We start from the raw sequence: 21,182 nt of genomic DNA, 5'->3' as shown, positions 1-21,182 counted from the left end.
GCCGATCGACAGGCGTGAATTAAACATGAGTGCTACGAGTGTCGCTTGCAGCTTATAACTTGCCGCTGATTCATGCTATCGACGGACGACCAGATACAAGCCGACGGCCATCATGATGCCCGCCGGCCAATAGGCCAACTGGTTCAGCGGCCCCCCGGCGGCGAGGATAGCGCCGCCGGCCAGGTGCGCGGTGCCCAGCAGGCGCAGGAACCAGTCGTCGCGGCGGCGGTGCCACGGTGGTGGCGGATCGTTGGCGTGGGGCTGGGACATGCGTTCGAGCAGGTCGCGGGTCATGTTGGCCAGGTGCGGGATCTGTTCGAACTGGCTCTGCACGTTGCTGAACAGGGCCTTCGGACTGACACGTTCGCGCATCCAGCGTTCGAGGAACGGCTGCGCGGTGTTCCACAGGTCGAGGTCCGGGTACAGCTGACGGCCCAGGCCTTCGATGTTCAACAGGGTTTTTTGCAGCAGCACGAGTTGTGGCTGCACTTCCATGTTGAAGCGGCGCGCGGTCTGGAACAGGCGCATCAGCACCTGACCGAAGGAAATATCTTTTAACGGTTTTTCGAAGATCGGCTCGCACACGGTACGGATCGCCGCTTCGAATTCGTTGAGCTTGGTTTCCGCTGGTACCCAGCCCGAATCGATGTGCAATTGCGCCACGCGCCGATAATCACGCTTGAAGAAGGCGAACAGGTTGCGCGCCAGGTAATCCTGGTCTTCGGGGGTAAGGCTGCCGACGATGCCGCAGTCGATCGCGATGTACTGCGGGCTCCACGGGCTCACGGTGCTGACGAAGATGTTGCCGGGATGCATGTCGGCATGGAAGAAGCTGTCGCGGAACACTTGGGTGAAGAAGATCTCCACGCCGCGTTCGGCGAGCATTTTCATGTCGGTGCGCTGGTCGGCCAGGGTGGCCAGGTCGGTGACCTGAATCCCGTAGATGCGCTCCATCACCAGCACTTTCGGCCGGCACCAGTCCCAATAGACCTGCGGCACGTAGAGCAGCGGCGAACCTTCGAAATTGCGCTTCAACTGGCTGGCGTTGGCCGCCTCGCGCAGCAGGTCGAGTTCGTCGTAGATGGTTTTTTCGTAGTCGCTGACCACGTCCACCGGGTGCAGCAGGCGAGCATCGGCGGAGACTTTTTCGGCGGCGCGGGCGAGGATGAACAGCCAGGCCAGGTCCTGGGCAATCACCGGCTTGAGGCCTGGGCGGATCACTTTGACGACGACTTCTTCGCCGGTTTTCAGCTGCGCGGCGTGCACCTGTGCCACCGAGGCCGAGGCCAGGGGCTCAACGTCGAAACGGCTGAATACTTCACTGATCTTCTTGCCGAGCTGCTCTTCGATCAGCTTGACCGACACTTGCGAGTCGAACGGCGGCACGCGGTCTTGCAACTTCATCAACTCATCGGCGATGTCTTCGGGCAGCAGGTCGCGACGGGTGGACAGGATCTGCCCGAACTTGATGAAGATCGGCCCCAGGTCTTGCAACGCCAGGCGCAAGCGCGCGCCACGGCTCAGGTCCAGGGTCTTGCGCGGGAACCAGCGCCAGGGCAAGGCATAGCGCAGCGCCAGGAGAAACCAGGGCAGTGGCAGGGCGAACAGCAGGTCATCGAGGCGGTAGCGGATCACGACGCGCTGGATGCGCAACAAACGGCGGACGGCAAGCAGCTTCATGCGTTATCGCTTGGGTCGAGGGATCGGGAAAGGCGCTCGAAACGCGCCTCGAGTCGTTCCAGATCGAGTTTGATCTGGTCCAGTTCACTGAATCGGGCTTCGGCTTCACGCTGGCCGACGAGGCTGCGCGATTCTTCGGCCAGGTATTCGCCCAGGTTCTGGCCCAGGCTGGCAAACCCTTGCTGATACCAGCGGGCGCGGCTGCGCAGGTGGCCACCCACCAGTTGCGTGGCGACCGGGCCGAGCCAGCGCGAAAGCTCATACTCCCAGTCCAGCTCAAGGTCCTGGAGGATGGCCGCCAGCTCCAGCAGCACGCCGCTGTCGCCATCGAGCTCGACTTCAGGGGCATGCAGGACGGCGGTCTTGTCCTTGCTCATCGCCAGTTTCAACAGGCTGGAGGCCGGTGCGCGCAGGGTGCAATCGGCGCCGGTTTCCCACTGTGAGGCGAGCATCAGGCCTTCATCGCTGGGCAGGATGAACAAGTGCAACGCCGGGCTGCGGCAATCGACGGCAATCACTTTGCCGCTCAAATGCGCGAGCCGCGGCAACGCCGTGCTGTCGAGACGCAGCACCCGGTTCAGACCGAGTTCTACGCTGGCGAGCAGGCCGGCGAGCAGCATCAGGGTTTGATGCCGCGATGCAGGGCGACGATGCCGGCGGTCATGTTGTGATAGGTCACGCGGTCGAAACCGGCCTCGACCATCATCGACTTCAGGGTTTCCTGGTTCGGGTGCATGCGGATCGATTCGGCCAGGTAGCGATAGCTTTCCGAGTCGTTGGTGATCAGCTTGCCCATCAACGGCATGAAGGCGAACGAGTAGGCGTCGTAGGCCTTGGACATCAGCGCGTTGGTCGGCTTGGAGAACTCCAGCACCAGCAGGCGACCGCCGGGCTTGAGCACGCGCAGCATCGAGCGCAGTGCGTCTTCCTTGTGAGTGACGTTGCGCAGGCCGAAGGCGATGGTCACGCAGTCGAAATGGTTGTCCGGGAACGGCAGTTTTTCCGCATCGGCCTGGACGAATTCGACGTTGCCGGCCACACCCAGGTCCAGCAGGCGGTCACGACCGACCTTGAGCATGGATTCGTTGATGTCGGCCAGTACCACCTGGCCGGTCGGACCTACCAGGTGCGAAAACTTGCGGGTCAGGTCGCCGGTGCCGCCGGCGATGTCGAGCACGCGATTGCCGGTGCGTACACCCGACAGCTCGATCGCGAAACGCTTCCACAGACGGTGCATGCCACCCGACAGGAGGTCGTTCATCAGGTCGTACTTGGCGGCTACCGAATGGAAAACCTCAGCGACTTTTTCCGCTTTCTGGCTTTCCGGAACGTTTTTGAAGCCGAAGTGAGTGGTGGGTTCGGCATCGCTGCCTTTGCGCTGATCAGTCATATCGCTGTCACCAAAAGAGAATGCGCGACATTCTAATCCCCATGACATGCTTTGTCTTGGCAAGGCTGAAGGTAAGATGGATCACCCTCGGGACGTTTTGCCGCAGTGGCGGTCAAGATTCATCGAGCAAGCATTCATAAAGCAGGAGTCAATCGATGGCCCGTATTAGTGTTGAGCGTGCCCACGGCCTGGGTAAGGAAGCGGCGCGCGAGAAGGCCGACAAACTGGCGCAGAAACTCTCCGACCAATATGGCCTGGAGCCGCAATGGTCCGGCGACACCTTGAACCTCAAGCGCTCGGGTGTGAAAGGCGCGGTGCATGTCGCCGACGATTCGATCCGGGTCGAAGTGGAATTGGGCCTGATGATGTCGGCCATGAGCGGCATGATCAAGGCGGAAATCGAGAAGGCGCTGGATAAAGCCCTCGTTTGATTGTTGGTTGAAATGCCATCCAATGTGGGAGCGGGCTTGCTCGCGAAGGCGTCGTGTCAGTCGACATAGATGTTGAATGACACGACGCCTTCGCGAGCAAGCCCGCTCCCACATTTGGTTCCTGGTAAATCCAAAGGTTTATGTCAGTTGTTAGGGTGCCGTTTCTAATTTTTCTCCCTACTTTGTGCCTGAGCCCGACACTTTTCGCGGGCAGTTCCTCAAACCTTCTGCGCGTGAGGTGCACCATGGCCAAAGTTATTTTGAAGAAAAAAATCGACGCTTCGACGACCGCCCTGAGCGACGTCAAATCCTATGCCCGCAAGATCTGGCTGGCAGGCCTGGGTGCCTACGCCAAGGTTGGCCAAGAGGGCAGCGACTACTTTCAAGAGTTGATCAAGGCTGGTCAAACTGTTGAAAAGAAAGGCAAAAAAGTGGTTGCCGAGAAGCTTGAAGCGGCCAATGCTGAGATCGATGAAGCCAAGAGTGAAGTGAGCACATTCAAAGGCAAGGTCGAGGTTCAACTCGACAAGGTCGAGAAGGCTTTTGACTCGCGTGTCGCAAGTGCCTTGAATCGTATCGGCATTCCGTCTAAACATGACGTGGAGACACTCTCTGTCAAGCTCGATGAGCTGACGGCACTGCTCGAACGCGTCGCGCGTAAATCTTAAGGAGAACGGGATGGCTGTTAAAAAGAACACCGAAAAAGAAGGCAGCTCGTGGGTCGGGAAAGTCGAAGACTACTCCCGCAAAATCTGGCTGGCTGGTTTAGGCGTGTACTCGAAGATCGACACTGACGGCAGCAAAATCTTCGATGCATTGGTTAAAGACGGCGAGAAGGCCGAGAAGGCGATTGGCAAGAAAGTCGACACTGCCAAGGGCACCGCGAAGGACTCTGCGTCTTCGGCCAAGTCGCGCATCAGCGGCGTGAAAGACAAGGCGCTGGGCAAGTGGGATGAGCTGGAAGGGGCTTTCGACAAGCGCCTGAACAGCGCCATTTCGCGCCTGGGCGTACCGAGCCGCAATGAAGTGAAGGCCCTGCACAGCAAGGTTGAAACCCTGACCAAGCAAATTGAAAAGCTGACCGGTGCCAAGGTCGCGCCCGTGGCGGCGAAAACCGCCGTGGCCAAACCTGCTGTCAAAACCGCAGCCAAACCACTGGCCAAAGCCGCGGCTAAACCCGCTGCCAAAACCGCCGCTGCAAAACCTGCTGCGGCCAAGCCGGCGGCCAAACCCGTCGCCGCCAAAGCCGCGGCCAAACCGGCAGCGAAACCGGCGGCCAAACCCGCCGCTAAACCTGCTGCCAAAACGGCTGCTGCAAAACCGGCTGCCGCCAAGCCAGCGGCCAAACACGCTGCCGCGAAGAAGCCAGCCGTGAAAAAACCGGCCGCGCCAAAAGCCGCCGCCGCAAAACCAGCAGCAGCTGCCAAGCCGGCAACCCCGGCCGCTCCAGCAGCTCCGGTCAGCGCATCGAACTCCGCTACCGCACCGACCCCTGCTGTAACCCCGACTGCCGCGCCATCTCCATCGACGCCAACCAGTCAGTCCTGATTCTTCAGGGCTCAAAAAAACGCCCGGCCTGCCAAGGTCGGGCGTTTTTGTTTGCGCATACTTTCTGGGGCGCGCCGCAAATCAAATGTGGGAGCGGGCTTGCTCGCGAACAGGCCCGTACATCCAAAACATCTTCTGTGATGGAAATGCCGTCTTCGCGAGCAAGCCCGCTCCCACATGTTTAACCGTGTTCTTCGAGGTATTGCATCGCGAGCTGCTCCGTCGCCACCTTGATCGGCGGCAACAGATGCGGTGCCACCAGCATCATGATCTGGTAGACGACCAGTCTGACCTCGCCCTCACGATCGAGAATCCGCTGATAGTCCAGCGAGAACAGCAGGGTCATGGTGATCTGTTCCACCAGTTGTCCCAGGGCCTGGGTGTCGCTGACCAATTGCCCCTGCGCCTTCAGGCGCGCCAGCAACGAGGCCAGCGTGCGTTTCAGTCCGTTGAGCAGATTGCGAATGCCCTTGGCCAATTTCGGCAAGCGGCCGGCCAGGTTCGACAGGTCCTGGAACAGAAAGCGGTAGTGGGCCAGGCGTTCGACGATCAGGTGCAGGAACAGCCAGTAATCCTCGGGGGCCAGTTCGACGTCCGCGGGTGGATCGAGCAGCGGCGCCAGTTCGGCCTGGAAGCGTTCGAAGAGCCCGAGGATCAGAGGTTCCTTGCCGTGGAAGTGGTAGTAGAGGTTGCCCGGGCTGATGCCCATTTCGTTGGCAACTTCCATGGTGGAGACGTTCGGTTCGCCCTTCTGATTGAACAATTGCAGGGCACATTCGAGGATGCGGTCGCGGGTTTTCATCCAGTCTTCTTAGTCATCAAGCCAACCCCGATCCCTGTAGGAGCGAGCCTGCTCGCGATGGTCGTTAACGATGACGCGGGCGGCCTGATTGCCCGCGGCGTCTGGATGTCCATCGCGAGCATGCTCGCTCCTACAGTGGTGGAGAGTGGCTGCGGTTTTTTTTAGATTCAACGTACGCGCACGTAAGTACCGGGCGCCGCCTCCATCGGTGGATAGTTCTGATTGCCGAGCGCCATGTGCGTTTCCTTCTGCGCACCAGAGCGTTCCTGAATCCAGCCCAGCCATTGCGTCCACCAGCTGCCATCGACCTGCTTGGCGTCGTAGTACCAGGCCCGTGGGTCGCTGCTCAGTTTCGGACCCTCGACGTAGTTGGCTTTCGGGTTGCTCGGCGGGTTGAGAATGCTCTGCACGTGGCCGCTGTTGGACAGCACGAAGCGACGATCGCCCCCCAGCAGCAGCGTCGAGCGATACACCGCGTCCCATGGCGTGATGTGGTCGTTAATCCCGGCGACGCTGAAGCTGTCGACGGTGACTTTCTGCAAATCGATCGGCGTGCCGCACACTTCGAGACCGCCCGGGTGGCTCAGCGGGTTGTGCTTGAAGAAGTCCAGCAGGTCACCATGCAGGGCGGCCGGCAGGCGCGTGTTGTCGTTGTTCCAGTAGAGGATGTCGAAGGCCGGTGGCTCCTTGCCCAGCAGGTAGTTGTTGACGAAGTAGCTCCAGATCAAGTCGTTGGGGCGCATCCAGGCGAAAACCTTGGCCATGTCGCGGCCGTCCAGAACGCCTTTCTGATAGGAGCGGCGCTTGGCGGCTTCCAGGGTCTGTTCGTCGGCGAAGAGCGTAGCGGGTGAGTCCAGTTGGCTGTCGAGCAGGCTCACCAGGTACGTCGCGCTGGACACCCGTCGCAACTGCCGCTTGGCCTGCAAATGACCTTGCAGCGCGGCGATGGTCAGCCCGCCGGCACAGGCGCCCATCAGGTTGACCTCGCGCGCGCCGGTGATCGCGCGGCAGACATTCATGGCTTCTTCCACCGCTTCCACGTAGGACGACAGCCCCCATTCACGGTGACGCACATCGGGATTTCGCCAGCTGATCATGAAGGTTTGCAGGCCATTCTTGAGCGCGAACTGGACGAAGCTGTTCTGGGGGCTCAGGTCGAAAATGTAGTACTTGTTGATCTGGGGCGGCACCACCAACAGCGGTTTGGAATACTGCTTTTCGCTCATCGGCTTGTACTGGATCAGCTCCAGCAGCTCATTGCGAAACACCACGGCGCCGGTGGTGGTGGCGACCGTTTTGCCGACCTCGAAGGCCTGTTTGGTGACCTGCCGGGGCAGGCCGTCGTTGTGCAGGAAATCGTCCACCAGATGACTGATCCCGCGCACCAGACTGTTGCCGCCGGAGTTGAAGACCTCCTTGATTGCCAGCGGATTGAGCAGACTGTTGGAGGGCGAAACGGCATCGTTGAGCAAGGCGAAAGCGAAGTGGGCGCGGGCGCGGTCGTCGGGGCTCATGTTGCTTTCGTCGATCCAGCTTTTGACCTGCTTCTGCCAGCTCAGGTAGGCCTGCAGGCTGCGACGATAAAACGGGTTGAGGCTCCACGCCGGATCGGCGAAACGACTGTCCTGTGGATTGGTCGGGTGCAGGGTTTCGCCCAGCAGCACGCGGCCCAATTGACCGCCCAGTTTCAGGGCGTGCCGGGCGCTGTGCACCGGGTTGCGCAAACCATGGGCAGCCACGCTGCGCAACGTTGAAAGCAGATCCCGGCCACGCAGGCCGGTGATCGCACTCTGTGCATTGATGAACGCGGCGGGAGAGGGCAATGAGTCCCTCGCTGGTTTGTCACGCATCAGTCAACACTCCTTCGTCTTCAGGCCAAAAACAAACACACCGAACCAGAACACCATAGACGCTGTAGCGGGTTGCTGCGCGACGGCATCCTGCCGTCCACTCTTTTCAACAGCCGACGGGCCGATTAACCGCCCAGTGGCGACGGGTGCGGGTGCATCACCGCACGCTGCCGCTCCTCTTCAAGAAACTTCATGATGATCGGCGCCACGGCTTCGGCGCGGGTAATCAGGAACAGATGCCCGTCATCGATGATGTGCAACTGGGCATTGGGGATCCGCCAGGCCAGCAGGCGCATGTTGACCAGCGGGATCAGCGGATCGTCGTCGCCGGCCAGGACCAGGGTCGGCTGGTTGATCTTGTGCAGCCAGTGAATGCTGGTCCAGCCGAGACCGGCGAACAACTGCCAGTAGTAACCCAGCTTGCCCGCCGAACGCACCTTGGCCGCGTGGCTCGCGGCCAGTGTCGGGTCACGGCGGAACGAGCCGCCATAGATCATCGGTGCAATGCGGATGACGTGCGAAGGCTGGATGTAGCGGCGTGGGCTGGCCATCATCCACAACACTTTCGGCTTGCCGGGCACCATCACCGCGCCTGCCGCCGTCGCGGCCAGCACCAGCTTCTTGCAGCGCTCCGGGTAGTCATAGGCGAACTGCTGGGCCAGGGCGCCGCCCCAGGACACACCGATTGCGTTGACCTGTCCGTAGTCGAGGTAGTCGAGCATGCGTGCCGTGAGTTTCGCCAGGCCGGGAAACCGATACGGACGATTCGGTGTCGACGAACCGCCGACCCCGGGAACGTCGAAAGCGATGACTTCCAGGTCCGGGTCCAGCGCCGCGACAAACGGAAACACCAGCTCCAGGTTGGCGCCGATGCCGTTGAAAATCAGCAAGGGCGTCAAGTGAGGCTTGCCGGGGCGTACCGCCGTGCGGAGGGTCTGGCCATCCAAGTCGACGGTACGGAAAATGAACGGTTGCGGCATGCTCTGGCCCTGTTGATGAATTCATCCCCGAGCCCCTTGTGGGAGCGGGCTTGCTCGCGAAAGCGGTTGATCATTCAACATTGACGTCGACTGACCCGGCGCCTTCGCGAGCAAGCCCGCTCCCACAGTGGGGCGGGGTGTGTCGGTTACCGCTCGTGGACGTAGGTACCCGGCGACGCTTCACCTGCCGGATAAGCCTTGTTGCCCAGTTTTGCCGGGGCCTTCTTCAGCTCGCCCGAGCGCTGGGCCTGCCAGGCCTGCCAGTGCAGCCACCAGGAATCGGTGTGCTTGGTGGAGTTCTCTTGCCAATCCTCGGCGCTGGTCGCCATTTCGGTGCTGGTCATGTAGCGCGATTTCGGATTGCCCGGCGGGTTCAGGATGCTCTGGATATGCCCGCTGCTGGACAGCACGAACTCAACGTTACCGCCGAACAGCTGTGCCGACTTGTAGCAAGACTTCCACGGGGTGATGTGGTCGTTGGTGCCGGCCAGGGAAAAGATGTCGGCCGTCACCTGCTTCAGGTCGATGGAGGTGCCGCACACTTCCAGTGCATCCGGGCGAATCAATGGGTTGTTTTTGAACATCTCGATCAGGTCGCCGTGGAACGCTGCCGGTAACCGCGTGGTGTCGTTGTTCCAGAACAGGATGTCGAACACCGGCGGTTCGTTGCCCAGCAGGTAGTTGTTGACCCAGTAGTTCCAGATCAGGTCGTTGGGGCGCATCCAGGCGAAGACTTTCGCCATGTCGCGGCCTTCCAGCACGCCGGCCTGGTAGGAGTGGCGCTTGGCGGCTTCGAGGGTCTGCTCGTCGACGAACAGGGCTACGTCGCTGTCCAGGGTGGTGTCCAGCACGCTCACCAGCAGGGTGAGGGCATTGACCTTGTTCTCGCCGATCGCGGCGTAGTGGCCCAGCAGCGCGGTGCAGGTGATGCCGCCGGAGCAGGCGCCGAGCATGTTCACGTCTTTGCTGCCGGTGATGGCGGTGACCACGTCGACCGCTTCCTTGAGCGCTTCGATGTAGGTCGACAGGCCCCACTCGCGCTGCTCCTTGGTCGGGTTGCGCCAGCTGACGATGAAGGTCTGCACATTGTTGCGCAGGCAGAACCGCGCCAGGCTCTTGTCCGGGCTCAGGTCGAATACGTAGAACTTGTTGATCTGCGGCGGCACCACCAGCAAGGGACGCTCGTGGACCTGCTCGGTGATCGGCTTGTACTGGATCAGCTCCAGCACATCATTGCGGAACACCACCGCACCCTCGGTCACGCCCAGGGTCTTGCCGACCTCGAACGCGCCCATGTTGACCTGGCTCGGCATGCCGCCGTTGTGGACCATGTCCTTGGCCAGGTGCGAGAGGCCGTCGAGCAGGCTTTTGCCGCCGGTCTCGAAGAAGCGCTTGACCGCCGCCGGGTTGGCCGCCGTGTTGGTCGGCGCCATGGCTTCGGTCATCAGGTTGATCACGAAGTGCCCACGGGCGGTGTCCTTTGGCCCCAGGTTGCTGTCGTCGATCCAGTCGTGAAGCTCCTTGCGCCACGCCAGGTAGGTTTGCAAATAACGTTTATAGAGCGGGTTCTGGCTCCAGGCCGGGTCGGCAAAGCGACGGTCATCGCTGGTCGGTTGCAGCTCGGATTTGCCGAACAGCACGTTCTTGAGTTCAAGGCCGAAATGCGCGACATGCCTAGCGCTGTGCACCGGTTGTTTAATGGCCTGCCTGAGCACCATTCGAGCAGAAGCCAGTAGATCCTTTCCACGCAGCCCAACGACAGGATTCAGTCCCAAGGTGTTTTCCGAGGCCTGATACTTCAAGTCATCGTTATTCTTGTTACTCATCTACGACGCTCCATTGTCCTGAGACGAGTACCCGGACCTGCTGTGCAGTCACACAGCCAATGCCAGGTACTACTGCTCGGGTGACCGTTAATTCTGCATCGCTGCTTTTTTCGCAGAGAGCACTGCAGGGAACTTGCCAGCTCCATTGGTTACCCGAGTTTAATTTTTTTCGCAAGCAGGCCAATCGCTTGCCTTGGAGCGGAGCATTCAAACAGATGAAATTAGAAAATGCCTTCTAATGAGCAAGAGGCTCAGGCTAGAGCATCAGCTTGACGATGGATTCGTTCGGGTCGCGGGTTTTTCCGGCGGCTTTGAGCTCGGCCAGATAATCCTCCCAGAGTGCGTCATGACGTCGCCCCAGCTCGTAGAGGTATTCCCAGGTGAACAGGCCGCTGTCGTGGCCGTCGTCGAAGGTCAATTTCAGTGCGTACTGACCGGCCGGTTCTACCTTGGTCAGCCCTACGTTGATCTTGCCAAATTGCAGGATAGGTTTGCCGTGGCCCTGGACCTCGGCGGAAGGAGAATGCACGCGCAGGAACTCGGCGGGCAGGGTGTATTCCTCACCTGACGCGTACTTGAGCGACAGGGTTTTCGAGGCTTTGTGCAGTTTGATGTCGGTGGGAAGTTGGGTCATGGCCATATGTCCGTATTTGTGCGGGACCCAATGTGGGAGCGGGCTTGCTCGCGAAAGCGGTGTGTCAGTCTACGTTGATGTCGACTGAGACTTCGCTTTCGCGAGCAAGCCCGCTCCCACAGGGTCCGCGATTACCGTAAGTATGGCTTACAGGATATAACGGGACAGGTCTTCGTTCTGCGCCAATTCGCCCAAGTGGCTGTTGACGTAGTCGGCGTCAATCTGGATCGCCTTGTCATCGTGTGCGCTGGCCAGGTCGCCGGCGCTGAACGACACTTCTTCGAGCAGGCGCTCAAGCAGGGTGTGCAGGCGACGGGCACCGATGTTCTCGGTTTTCTCGTTGACCTGCCAGGCGATCTCCGCGATGCGCTTGATGCCGTCTGGCTGGAACTCGATGGTCAGGCCTTCGGTTTTCAGCAGCGCGCAGTATTGCTCGGTGAGCGAGGCGTGCGGCTCGCTGAGAATGCGCTCGAAGTCTTGCGGCGACAGTGCCTTCAATTCAACGCGAATCGGCAGGCGACCTTGCAGCTCCGGTACCAGATCGCTGGGCTTGCTCAGGTGGAACGCGCCGGACGCAATGAACAGGATGTGGTCGGTCTTGACCATGCCCAGCTTGGTGTTAACGGTGCAGCCCTCGATCAGCGGCAGCAGGTCGCGCTGCACGCCTTCGCGGGAGACATCGGCACCGCCGACGTTGCCGCGCTTGGCGACCTTGTCGATTTCGTCGATGAACACGATGCCGTGCTGTTCGACCGCTTCCAGCGCCTTGGCCTTGAGCTCTTCATCATTGACCAGGCGGCTGGCTTCTTCGTCGCGCACAAGTTTCAGCGCTTCCTTGACCTTGAGCTTGCGGCTCTTGCGCTTGCCCTTGCCCATGTTGGCGAACAGGCTCTGCAACTGGTTGGTCATTTCTTCCATGCCCGGCGGCGCGGAGATGTCGACGCCGGCCATTTCGGCGACTTCGATTTCGATCTCCTTGTCGTCCAGCTGACCTTCACGCAGGCGCTTGCGGAACAGCTGGCGGGTGTTGGAATCGGATGTCGGGGCGTCGTCGTTGCTGAAGCCCATGCGCGCCGGTGGCAGCAATGCATCGAGGATGCGCTCTTCGGCGGCGTCTTCGGCGCGGTGGCGAACCTTGGTGATTTCCTGTTCGCGCAGCAGCTTGATCGCGGCATCGGCCAGGTCACGAATGATCGATTCGACGTCGCGGCCAACGTAGCCGACTTCGGTGAACTTGGTCGCTTCGACCTTGATGAACGGCGCGTTGGCCAGTTTGGCCAGGCGACGGGCGATCTCGGTTTTACCGACACCGGTCGGGCCGATCATCAGGATGTTTTTCGGGGTGACTTCAACGCGCAGCTCTTCAGGCAGCTGCATCCGGCGCCAGCGATTGCGCAGGGCAATGGCGACGGCGCGCTTGGCATCGTCCTGGCCGATGATATGGCGGTTGAGTTCGTGGACGATTTCACGGGGAGTCATGGACATAATATTTGACGGACCTTAATCAAGATAAGTCGTGGCGCGTGGCCGAAACAGACTTACTCGTCGCCTTTGGCGCAGTCCTGCTCCTCAATGGTCTGGGTGTGGTTGGTGAATACACAGATGTCGCCGGCGATGCCGAGGGCGGTCTCGACGATTTCCCGGGCCGACAGGTCGGTTTTTTTCAGCAGCGCGCTGGCGGCCGCCTGGGCATAGGCGCCACCGGAGCCCATGGCGATCAGGCCGTTTTCAGGCTCGACCACATCGCCATTGCCGGTGATGATCAGGGAAGCGTCTTTGTTGGCGACGGCGAGCATGGCTTCGAGGCGGCTCAGGGAGCGGTCGGTGCGCCATTCCTTGGCGAGTTCGACGGCGGCGCGCACCAAGTGGCCCTGGTGTTTCTCCAGCTGCCCCTCGAAACGCTCGAAAAGGGTAAAGGCGTCAGCCGTGGCACCGGCAAAACCGGCGAGGACTTCGCCGTGGTACAGCCGACGGACTTTCTTGGCGTTGCCTTTCATCACGGTGTTGCCGAGAGAAACCTGGCCGTCGCCGCCCATGACGACTTTGCCTTGGCGGCGAACTGAAACGATGGTGGTCAAGGGAAGAGTCTCCACGCAGCGGGGCGAAAATGCCTTATGCCGATACATATGGGGGTGGTGGAGAGGATTTCAACTGCAGGGCGGGAGAGGGGACGAGCGGTGCGAAGCGCGTAGGAGCTGCCGCAGGCGGCGATCTTTTGATTTTGTTTTTGAGATCAAGATCAAAAGATCGCAGCCTGCGGCAGCTCCTACAGGTTTTATGTTTCCTGTGAGAGCGGGTGTGGCGGGGAATCAGCGGCTCTGGCGTTGTTGTAACAACAGGTTGCTGAACCCGGCCCCGGCCAGTTGTTTCTGCGCAGTAGTCAGCTGTTCACGATTGCTGAACGGCCCCACCAACACCCGATACCAGGTTTCGTCCTTCACCGTGCCGGATTCGACCGCTACCGCCTGGCCGAGCAGGATGATCTGCGCCCGTACCTTGTCCGCGTCCGTTTCCTTGCGGAACGAACCGGCCTGCAGGAAGAACTTGGTCACCGGCGCGGCCTTGGTGACCGGCGGCGCTGGCGGTGGGGTGATCCCGGCAAGGGCTGCCTGGGCGCGGGCGGTGTCGATCTTCGCGGCTTCCGCCGGGGTCACCGGAGTGGTCGGAACGGCCGGCACTTGGGGTGTCGGCAGGGTTTTTTCCGGCACGGCATCCGGCGGCACGATGACTTCCGATTCCGGCAGCAGGGTGTAGAAGTCGTATTTCGGCTTCACCGGTTGCGTCGGGCTCGGCGGGGTCTTGTTGGCCTCCGCGATCTTGGTGGCTTTCTGTTGCTGCTCCACCTTCTCGCGCTTGACCGTGTCACTGCCCTTGCCCGGCTCCAGCTTCATCAGGAACACGATGAAGGCACCGACCGTCAGGCCGATGGCCATCCACAGCCAACCCGGGATCGGTTGCTTCGCTGGAGCTTGGTAACGGCTGGCGCCACGCTTGGGTGCAGGTTTTTTCTTGGCAGCCAACTTACATGCGCTCCAGAGTTTCCAGGCCCAAGAGCTCCAGGCCTTGCTTGAGAGTGCGTCCGGTCAGCGCGGCGAGGCGCAGGCGGCTCTGCATTTGCTCCGGGGTGTCGGCGGCGAGGATCGGGCAGTTCTCGTAGAAGCTGGAGAACAGGCCGGCGACGTCGTACAGATAGGTGCAGAGGATGTGCGGCGTGCCTTTTTCGGACACGTTGTTCAGCACTTCGCCGAACTGCGCGAGTTTCGCCGCCAGCTCGTGTTCGTGCGCGGCTTCGAGAACGATCTGGCCCTCGACTTCGCTGAAGTCCTTGCCGAGCTTGCGGAACACCCCGGCCACGCGGGTGTAGGCGTACAGCAGGTACGGCGCGGTGTTGCCTTCGAAATTCAGCATCAGGTCGAAGTTGAAGCTGTAGTCGCTGGTGCGGTGCTTGGACAGGTCGGCGTATTTCACCGCGCCGATGCCCACGACCTTGGCGATGTTGCGCAGGTCGGCTTCGGCCAGTTCCGGGTTCTTGTCCTTCACCAGGGTGTAGGCGCGTTCCTGGGCTTCGGTCAGCAGGTCGATCAGCTTCACGGTACCGCCGTCACGCGTCTTGAACGGGCGGCCATCGGCGCCGTTCATGGTGCCGAAGCCCATGTGTTCCATTTCCATCGGGTGCGTCACGAAACCAGCCTTGCGCGCCACGGCGAAGACTTGCTGGAAGTGCAGCGCCTGACGCTGGTCGACGAAGTACAGCGCGCGATCGGCCTTGAGCGTGCCACTGCGGTAGCGCACGGCGGCCAGGTCTGTGGTGGCGTAGAGGTAGCCGCCGTCCGCCTTGACGATAATCACCGGCAGCGGGTCGCCGTCGGCGTTCTTGAACTCGTCGAGGAACACGCACTGGGCGCCGTTGCTTTCGACCAGCATGCCGGCGGCCTTGAGGTCGTTGACCACATTGATCAAGTCGTCGTTGTAGGCGCTTTCGCCCATCACGTCGGCCATGGTCAGCTTGACGTTCAGCAACTCGTAGATCTTCTGGCAGTGGGACAGCGAGATGTCCTTGAACTTGGTCCACAGCGCCAGGCAATCGGCGTCGCCGGCCTGCAGCTTGACCACCAGGCCACGGGCGCGGTCGGCGAACTCTTCGGATTCGTCGAAGCGCTGCTTGGCGGCGCGGTAGAAGTTTTCCAGGTCCGACAGCTCGTCGCTGGTGATCGGGTTTTCCTGCAGGTACGCCATCAGCATGCCGAACTGGGTGCCCCAGTCGCCGACGTGGTTCTGGCGGATCACTTCGTCGCCGAGGAATTCGAGTACGCGAGCGACGCCGTCGCCGATGATGGTCGAGCGCAAATGGCCGACGTGCATCTCTTTGGCCAGGTTCGGCGCCGACAGGTCAACCACGGTGCGTTGTACCGGGCCGGCCTTGCGTACGCCGATGTTGGCGTCGGCCAGCGCGGCGTCCAGACGGGAAGCCAGGGCTTGGGTGTTCTGGAAGAAATTGAGGAAGCCAGGGCCGGCGATCTCGGCCTTGGAGACGTTCTCGTCAGCAGGCAGCGCGGCGATGATCTTTTCCGCCAAATCGCGCGGCTTCATGCCGGCCGGCTTGGCCAGCATCATGGCGATGTTGCTGGCGAAGTCGCCATTCTTCTTGTCGCGGGAGTTCTCCACCTGGATCGCCGGCGACAGGCCTTCAGGCAACACACCTTCGTTGACGAGTTGGGTGATGGCTTGTTGGATCAGCTGGCGAATGGTGTCTTTCATGGTCTTCTCTTTCAACCGCAGGCGCGGCGGCGCTTCGATGCGCTGGTGGAAAAACTGGGCATTATCCGTTGCGAAGGCGGGCTTGCCAACTATAGCGGGCAGGTTATGGATATGTGGTGACAAATCGGGCCTCTTCGCGAGCAGGCTCGCTCCCACAATGGAATACGGACTCTTGTGGGAGCGAGCCTGCTCGCGAAGACGATCTATAAATCAATACAAATCCACGGGATCAACATCCAAAGACCAACGCACCGCCCGCCCGCTAGGCATTTGCTCCAGCACCAGCAACCAGCTCGCCAGTAACCGGTGCAACGGCGCCCGGGCCGTTGCCTGCAACAACAACTGCGCCCGATAGCGCCCGGCCCGGCGTTCCATCGGCGCGGGCACCGGCCCCAGCAGTTCAATGCCGGCCAGGTTCTGTTCGGCCAGCAAGCGCTCGGCTTCGTTGCACGCCTCATCGAGAAAGCCTTCGGCCTGACCCGGCTTGTGCGCTTCGGCCCGCAGCAGCGCCAGGTGCGCGAACGGTGGCAGGCCTGCCGCGCGGCGCTCACTCAAGGCCTGTTCGGCAAAGGCGAAATAGCCCTGTTCGGTCAATTGCACCAGCAACGGATGGTCGGCCAGGTGCGTCTGGATAATCACTTTGCCCGGTTCTTCGGCCCGGCCGGCGCGCCCGGCGACCTGGACGATGAGTTGTGCCATGCGTTCGCTGGCGCGGAAGTCGCCGGAGAACAGCCCGCCATCGGCATCGAGAATTGACACCAGGGTCACCCGTGGGAAGTGGTGCCCTTTGGCGAGCATTTGCGTGCCCACCAGAATGCACGGCTGGCCTTTTTGAATGGTCGCGAACAGTTGGTTCATCGCGTCTTTACGCGATGTGCTGTCGCGATCGACCCGCAACACCGGGTAGTCCGGGAACAGTATCCCCAAACGTTCTTCGGCCCGTTCGGTGCCGGCCCCCACCGGACGCAAATCGACTTTATTGCACTTCGGGCACTGGCGCGGCACCCGCTCGACATAGCCGCAATGGTGACAGCGCAGTTCGCCATAGCGCTGGTGCACGGTCATGCGCGCATCGCAGCGCTGGCATTCGGACATCCAGCCGCAGTCGTGGCACAGCAGGGTTGGGGCGAAACCGCGGCGGTTGAGGAACACCAGCACTTGCTGGCCGGCCGCCAGGGTCTGGCCAATGGCCTGTTGCATCGGCCCGGAAATGCCGCTGTCCAGCGGACGGCTTTTAACGTCCAGGCGCAGGAAGCGCGGTTGCTTGGCGCCACCGGCACGTTCATTCAGCCTCAGAAGGCCATAACGACCGGTGTAGGCATTGTGCAGGCTTTCCAGCGACGGCGTGGCCGAACCGAGCACAATCGGGATGTTCTCCTGCCGCGCACGCACCAGCGCCAGATCCCGGGCGTGATAGCGCAGGCCTTCCTGCTGTTTATAAGAACCGTCGTGCTCTTCATCGATGATGATCAGGCCCGGGTTTTTCATCGGCGTGAACAGCGCCGAGCGGGTGCCGATGATGATGTCGGCCTCGCCGTCGCGGGCGGCGAGCCAGGCGTCGAGGCGTTCGCGATCATTGACCGCCGAGTGGATCAGCGCGATCCGCGCATTGAAGCGCTGCTCGAAGCGCGCCAGGGTTTGCGGCCCCAGGTTGATTTCCGGAATCAGCACCAGCGCTTGTTTGCCGGCTTCCAGGGTTTCGCGGATCAGCTGCAAGTACACTTCGGTCTTGCCACTGCCGGTGACGCCGGCCAGCAGGAAGGCGTGATAACTGTCGAAGCCGGCGCGAATCGCTTCATACGCGGCGCGTTGCTCCGGATTAAGCGGCAACTCCGGTTGCGCCAGCCAGTGTTCATGGCGGGCGCCGGGGGCGTGCCTGCGAATCTCGACCTGCACCAGGTCCTTGGCCAGCAACAGGTCGAGGCTGTCCTTGCTCAGCATCAGTTTGCTCAGCAATTGATGGGCCACGCCGTGGGGGTGCTGGGCCAGTGTCGCCAGGGCTTCACGCTGGCGCGGGGCGCGGGCGATACGCGGATCATCGAGGCTGGCGCCGGGCGCGGCAGACCAGAAACGTTCCTGACGTGCTTCGGCCAGTTCGCCCTGGCGCAACAACACCGGCAGCGCCCAGCTCAAGGTGTCGCCGAGGCTGTGCTGGTAATACTGGGATGTCCACAGGCACAGTTTGAACAGCGCGGGCGGCAGCGGTGGCGTGGCGTCGAGCAGGGCGATGGCCGGCTTGAGTTTTTCCGCCGGGACTTCGCTGGTGTCGGTGACTTCCACCAGAATCCCGATCATCTCCCGCCGGCCGAACGGCACCCGCAGACGCATGCCAGGGTGCAACTGGGCGCGCAGCACGCCGGCCGGCGCGCGGTAGTCGAACAGGCGGCGCAAGGGCGAAGGCAGGGCGAGGCGCAAAATGGCGTCGGGCACGCGGGGAGATCTCGGTAAGCAGACAATAGAAGAAGGGCTGGGCGCAACTTGTGGGAGCGGGCTTGCTCGCGAAAGCGGTGTGACAGTCACCTGAAGCGTTGAATGTTACGGCCTCTTCGCGAGCAAGCCCGCTCCCGCAGAGGTAGCGCATAGGGCCGGGAGCCTAGCAGACGGTCGGTAGAAGCGACAGCTTGCGTGATTGGCATTGTCTGGTAGAATCCGCGGCCTAATTACGTGCGGTATTCAACAATAGTGTTGGGTGGCGGCACGCTAGCCCGAGGAAGACACCATGAAAGCTGATATCCATCCAGAATACCCAGCAGTTGCTGTTACCTGCAGCTGCGGCAACAAGTTCGAAACCCGTTCGACCTTCGGCAAAGCCCTGGCGATCGACGTTTGCAACGAGTGCCACCCGTTCTACACCGGTAAGCAAAAGACTCTGGACACTGGCGGCCGCGTTCAGCGCTTCGCAGACCGTTTCGGTGCTTTCGGCGCGAAAAAGGCCTAAGGCCGATCAACTTGGGAAGCCGTTATGGTTTTTCCATGCTGATGAAAAAGGCGTCCCTTGCGGGCGCCTTTTTTGTGTCTGCGATTTGGCTTTCCGCTGCCCAGGCCTTCTGCCCCGCGCCGGGCGGCCTGACACCTGTCGGGGTGCAGCGGGTGGTGGACGGTGACACGCTGCGCCTGAGCGATGGTCGCAGCGTGCGCATGATCGGCCTGAATACGCCGGAATTGGGCAAGAAAGGCCGCTCCGACGAGCCTTTTGCCGTGGTCGCGCGCAAACGCCTCGAAGCCCTCGTGGCGGCGAGCAATGGGCAGGTCGCTTTGCTGCCCGGTAAAGAGCGCCAGGACCGCTACGGCAGGACTTTGGCCCATGTCTATGGCGCCGATGGTGCCAATCTCGAAGCGCAAATGCTCGCCGAAGGCCTCGGTTTTCTGGTGGCGGTGCCGCCGAATGTCGATTTGGTCGGCTGCCAGCAGGCCGCGGAGCGCAGTGCCCGCCAGGCCGGGCTTGGCGTGTGGCGTCAGTCGCCTGTACTGAAAGCGGATCAGATCAGCGCAGCCGGTTTCGCGGTGCTCAGCGGCCGTGTGAGCAAGGTTCAGCGCAATCGTGGCGGTGTTTGGATCGAGTTGCAGGATTCGGTTGTATTGCGCGTTGCACCCAATGTCCTGGCCCGTTTCGATGCGTCCGCACTTGAAAAGCTCAAAGGCAGGCAAATCGAGGCGCGTGGCTGGGTGCTGGATCGTTCGCGACGCGGCGGGCTCAAAGCCGACCAGGCGCGCTGGATGTTGCCGTTGACTGATCCGGCGATGCTTGAAGTCACGCAATGATAAAAAATTGTAGACATTTTTTAAGTCGATTGTGAACAGTCGATCCCTTATGTTCCGCGGCTCTTGGGCCAAAGTCGTAGGGCAGGGCGCTTGACAGGGGTGACTGGTCAGTCTTGTGGGGATTTTGCGAGGCGCGTATCCTCGCTGACCAGTCTGTCCAACAGTAAAAGCGGAATGCCCACATGTCTGATTTGAAAACTGCCGCTCTCGAATATCACGCCAATCCTCGTCCAGGGAAGCTGAGCGTCGAGCTCACCAAGGCCACCGCTACCGCCCGCGACCTGTCGCTGGCCTACAGCCCCGGCGTAGCCGAGCCAGTGCGCGAAATCGCCCGCGATCCTGAACTGGCCTACAAATACACCGGCAAAGGCAACCTGGTTGCAGTCATTTCCGATGGCACCGCGATTCTCGGCCTGGGTAACCTCGGCCCACTGGCTTCCAAGCCAGTGATGGAAGGCAAGGGCGTGCTGTTCAAGCGCTTCGCCGGCATCGACGTTTTCGACATCGAAGTCGACTCCGAAAGCCCGCAAGCCTTCATCGACACCGTCAAGCGCATCTCCATCACGTTCGGTGGCATCAACCTGGAAGACATCAAGGCTCCAGAGTGCTTCGAGATTGAACGCGCCCTGATCGAACAGTGCGACATTCCAGTGTTCCACGATGACCAGCACGGCACCGCCATCGTGACGGCGGCCGGTATGATCAACGCCCTGGAAATCGCTGGCAAAACCCTGCCGGAAGCCAAGATCGTCTGCCTGGGCGCCGGTGCGGCCGCCATCTCCTGCATGAAATTGCTGGTGAGCATGGGCGCCAACATCGAAAACATCTACATGATCGACCGTACCGGCGTGATCCACTCCGGCCGTGACGATCTGAACCAGTACAAGGCTGTCTTCGCTCACGCGACCGACAAGCGCACCCTGGCTGACGCCCTGCAAGGTGCAGACGTGTTCGTTGGCCTGTCCGGCCCGAACCTGCTGAGCCCTGAAGGCCTGTTGTCGATGGCGGCCAACCCGATCGTGTTCGCGTGCTCGAACCCGGATCCGGAGATCTCCCCAGAGCTGGCCCACGCCACTCGTAACGACGTGATCATGGCCACTGGCCGTTCGGACTACCCGAACCAGGTCAACAACGTACTGGGCTTCCCGTTCATCTTCCGTGGTGCCCTGGACGTTCGCGCCAAGCGCATCAACGAAGAAATGAAAGTGGCTGCAGCCAACGCCCTGCGCGAACTGGCCAAGCTGCCCGTGCCTCAGGAAGTGTGCGACGCCTACGGCGGCATCAAGCTGGAATTCGGTCGTGAGTACATCATTCCGAAACCAATGGATGCCCGTCTGATCACCTTGATCTCCGATGCCGTGGCCAAGGCTGCCATCGAGACCGGCGTGGCCACCCTGCCGTATCCGAAGAACTACCCGCTGAAAAGCGTGGATGACGTGTTCAACGGTTAAAAGCAGACACCCATAAAAAAACCCAGCCAAGCGCTGGGTTTTTTTATGGGCTAAAGCGGCAAGTTACAAG

General features: G+C 61.2%; 19 protein-coding genes. 6 read left to right on the top strand and 13 right to left on the bottom strand.

Translation table 11 applies throughout. The features are described from left to right. Nucleotides 1-75: 75 nt before the first annotated feature. The 3 genes from ubiB to ubiE are packed head-to-tail and all read right to left on the bottom strand — an operon-like array spanning nt 76 to nt 3,070. Complete coding sequence (gene ubiB, locus F8N66_RS20320) at nt 76-1,680, bottom strand: ubiquinone biosynthesis regulatory protein kinase UbiB (protein ID WP_150771893.1); 1,605 nt, start codon at nt 1,678-1,680, stop codon at nt 76-78. After that, nucleotides 1,677-2,300: an SCP2 domain-containing protein gene (locus tag F8N66_RS20315; protein ID WP_150771892.1), complete on the bottom strand. Its 624-nt coding sequence runs from the start codon at nt 2,298-2,300 to the stop codon at nt 1,677-1,679. The genes ubiB and F8N66_RS20315 overlap by 4 nt, the downstream gene beginning before the upstream one ends. Next, nucleotides 2,300-3,070, bottom strand: a complete 771-nt coding sequence (gene ubiE, locus F8N66_RS20310) for a bifunctional demethylmenaquinone methyltransferase/2-methoxy-6-polyprenyl-1,4-benzoquinol methylase UbiE (RefSeq protein ID WP_007989286.1) — start codon at nt 3,068-3,070, stop codon at nt 2,300-2,302. Before ubiE ends, F8N66_RS20315 begins: the two co-directional genes overlap by 1 nt. Nucleotides 3,071-3,225: 155 nt before the next feature. Between ubiE and F8N66_RS20305 the strand changes: the two genes are divergently transcribed. The 3 genes from F8N66_RS20305 (at nt 3,226) to F8N66_RS20290 (ending at nt 5,049) form a co-directional block, all read left to right on the top strand. Then, nucleotides 3,226-3,501 (top strand): polyhydroxyalkanoic acid system family protein, encoded by a 276-nt coding sequence (locus tag F8N66_RS20305; RefSeq protein WP_150771891.1) that lies wholly within the window; start codon nt 3,226-3,228, stop codon nt 3,499-3,501. Nucleotides 3,502-3,746: 245 nt separating this feature from the next. Next, entirely contained in the window at nt 3,747-4,169 is a 423-nt protein-coding gene (locus F8N66_RS20295; protein WP_150771889.1) for a phasin family protein, read from the top strand. 10 nt (nt 4,170-4,179) lie between these two features. Further along, nucleotides 4,180-5,049: a phasin family protein gene (locus F8N66_RS20290; protein ID WP_150771888.1), complete on the top strand. Its 870-nt coding sequence runs from the start codon at nt 4,180-4,182 to the stop codon at nt 5,047-5,049. 181 nt (nt 5,050-5,230) lie between these two features. Here the strand turns inward: F8N66_RS20290 and F8N66_RS20285 are convergent, their stop codons facing one another. The 10 genes from F8N66_RS20285 to F8N66_RS20240 all read right to left on the bottom strand — a co-directional run bounded on the left by F8N66_RS20285 (nt 5,231) and on the right by F8N66_RS20240 (nt 18,329). Then, a complete protein-coding gene (locus tag F8N66_RS20285; RefSeq protein WP_150771887.1) occupies nt 5,231-5,851 on the bottom strand; it encodes a TetR/AcrR family transcriptional regulator in 621 nt (206 codons plus the stop codon). A 167-nt stretch (nt 5,852-6,018) separates the two neighbouring features. Continuing rightward, complete coding sequence (gene phaC / locus F8N66_RS20280) at nt 6,019-7,701, bottom strand: class II poly(R)-hydroxyalkanoic acid synthase (RefSeq protein WP_150771886.1); 1,683 nt, start codon at nt 7,699-7,701, stop codon at nt 6,019-6,021. A 125-nt stretch (nt 7,702-7,826) separates the two neighbouring features. Continuing rightward, on the bottom strand, nt 7,827-8,681 hold the full coding sequence (gene phaZ / locus F8N66_RS20275) for a poly(3-hydroxyalkanoate) depolymerase (protein WP_077045023.1): 855 nt from the start codon (nt 8,679-8,681) through the stop codon (nt 7,827-7,829). A gap of 146 nt (nt 8,682-8,827) precedes the next feature. Next, on the bottom strand, nt 8,828-10,507 hold the full coding sequence (phaC, locus tag F8N66_RS20270) for a class II poly(R)-hydroxyalkanoic acid synthase (protein ID WP_150771885.1): 1,680 nt from the start codon (nt 10,505-10,507) through the stop codon (nt 8,828-8,830). A 256-nt stretch (nt 10,508-10,763) separates the two neighbouring features. Beyond that, nucleotides 10,764-11,141 (bottom strand): gamma-butyrobetaine hydroxylase-like domain-containing protein, encoded by a 378-nt coding sequence (locus F8N66_RS20265; RefSeq protein ID WP_150771884.1) that lies wholly within the window; start codon nt 11,139-11,141, stop codon nt 10,764-10,766. Nucleotides 11,142-11,288: 147 nt separating this feature from the next. Further along, entirely contained in the window at nt 11,289-12,626 is a 1,338-nt protein-coding gene (gene hslU / locus F8N66_RS20260; RefSeq protein WP_150771883.1) for an HslU--HslV peptidase ATPase subunit, read from the bottom strand. A gap of 53 nt (nt 12,627-12,679) precedes the next feature. After that, entirely contained in the window at nt 12,680-13,219 is a 540-nt protein-coding gene (gene hslV / locus F8N66_RS20255) for an ATP-dependent protease subunit HslV (protein ID WP_150771882.1), read from the bottom strand. Nucleotides 13,220-13,450: 231 nt separating this feature from the next. Beyond that, entirely contained in the window at nt 13,451-14,161 is a 711-nt protein-coding gene (locus F8N66_RS20250) for an SPOR domain-containing protein (RefSeq protein ID WP_150771881.1), read from the bottom strand. A gap of 1 nt (nt 14,162) precedes the next feature. Beyond that, complete coding sequence (gene argS / locus F8N66_RS20245; protein WP_150771880.1) at nt 14,163-15,899, bottom strand: arginine--tRNA ligase; 1,737 nt, start codon at nt 15,897-15,899, stop codon at nt 14,163-14,165. 210 nt (nt 15,900-16,109) lie between these two features. Next, entirely contained in the window at nt 16,110-18,329 is a 2,220-nt protein-coding gene (locus F8N66_RS20240) for a primosomal protein N' (protein WP_150771879.1), read from the bottom strand. A gap of 289 nt (nt 18,330-18,618) precedes the next feature. Here F8N66_RS20240 and rpmE point away from each other — a divergent pair, with 289 nt between their 5' ends. From rpmE to F8N66_RS20225, 3 genes are all read left to right on the top strand, one after another. Beyond that, nucleotides 18,619-18,837, top strand: a complete 219-nt coding sequence (gene rpmE, locus F8N66_RS20235) for a 50S ribosomal protein L31 (RefSeq protein ID WP_008047849.1) — start codon at nt 18,619-18,621, stop codon at nt 18,835-18,837. 35 nt (nt 18,838-18,872) lie between these two features. Beyond that, a complete protein-coding gene (locus F8N66_RS20230) occupies nt 18,873-19,661 on the top strand; it encodes a thermonuclease family protein (RefSeq protein ID WP_150771878.1) in 789 nt (262 codons plus the stop codon). A 182-nt stretch (nt 19,662-19,843) separates the two neighbouring features. After that, complete coding sequence (locus F8N66_RS20225) at nt 19,844-21,112, top strand: malic enzyme-like NAD(P)-binding protein (protein ID WP_150771877.1); 1,269 nt, start codon at nt 19,844-19,846, stop codon at nt 21,110-21,112. The last annotated feature ends 70 nt before the right edge of the window (nt 21,113-21,182 follow it).

This window comes from Pseudomonas fluorescens, from assembly GCF_902498195.1.
Lineage (GTDB): Bacteria > Pseudomonadota > Gammaproteobacteria > Pseudomonadales > Pseudomonadaceae > Aquipseudomonas > Aquipseudomonas fluorescens_BU.
This window is presented reverse-complemented; position numbering and strand designations above follow the sequence as displayed.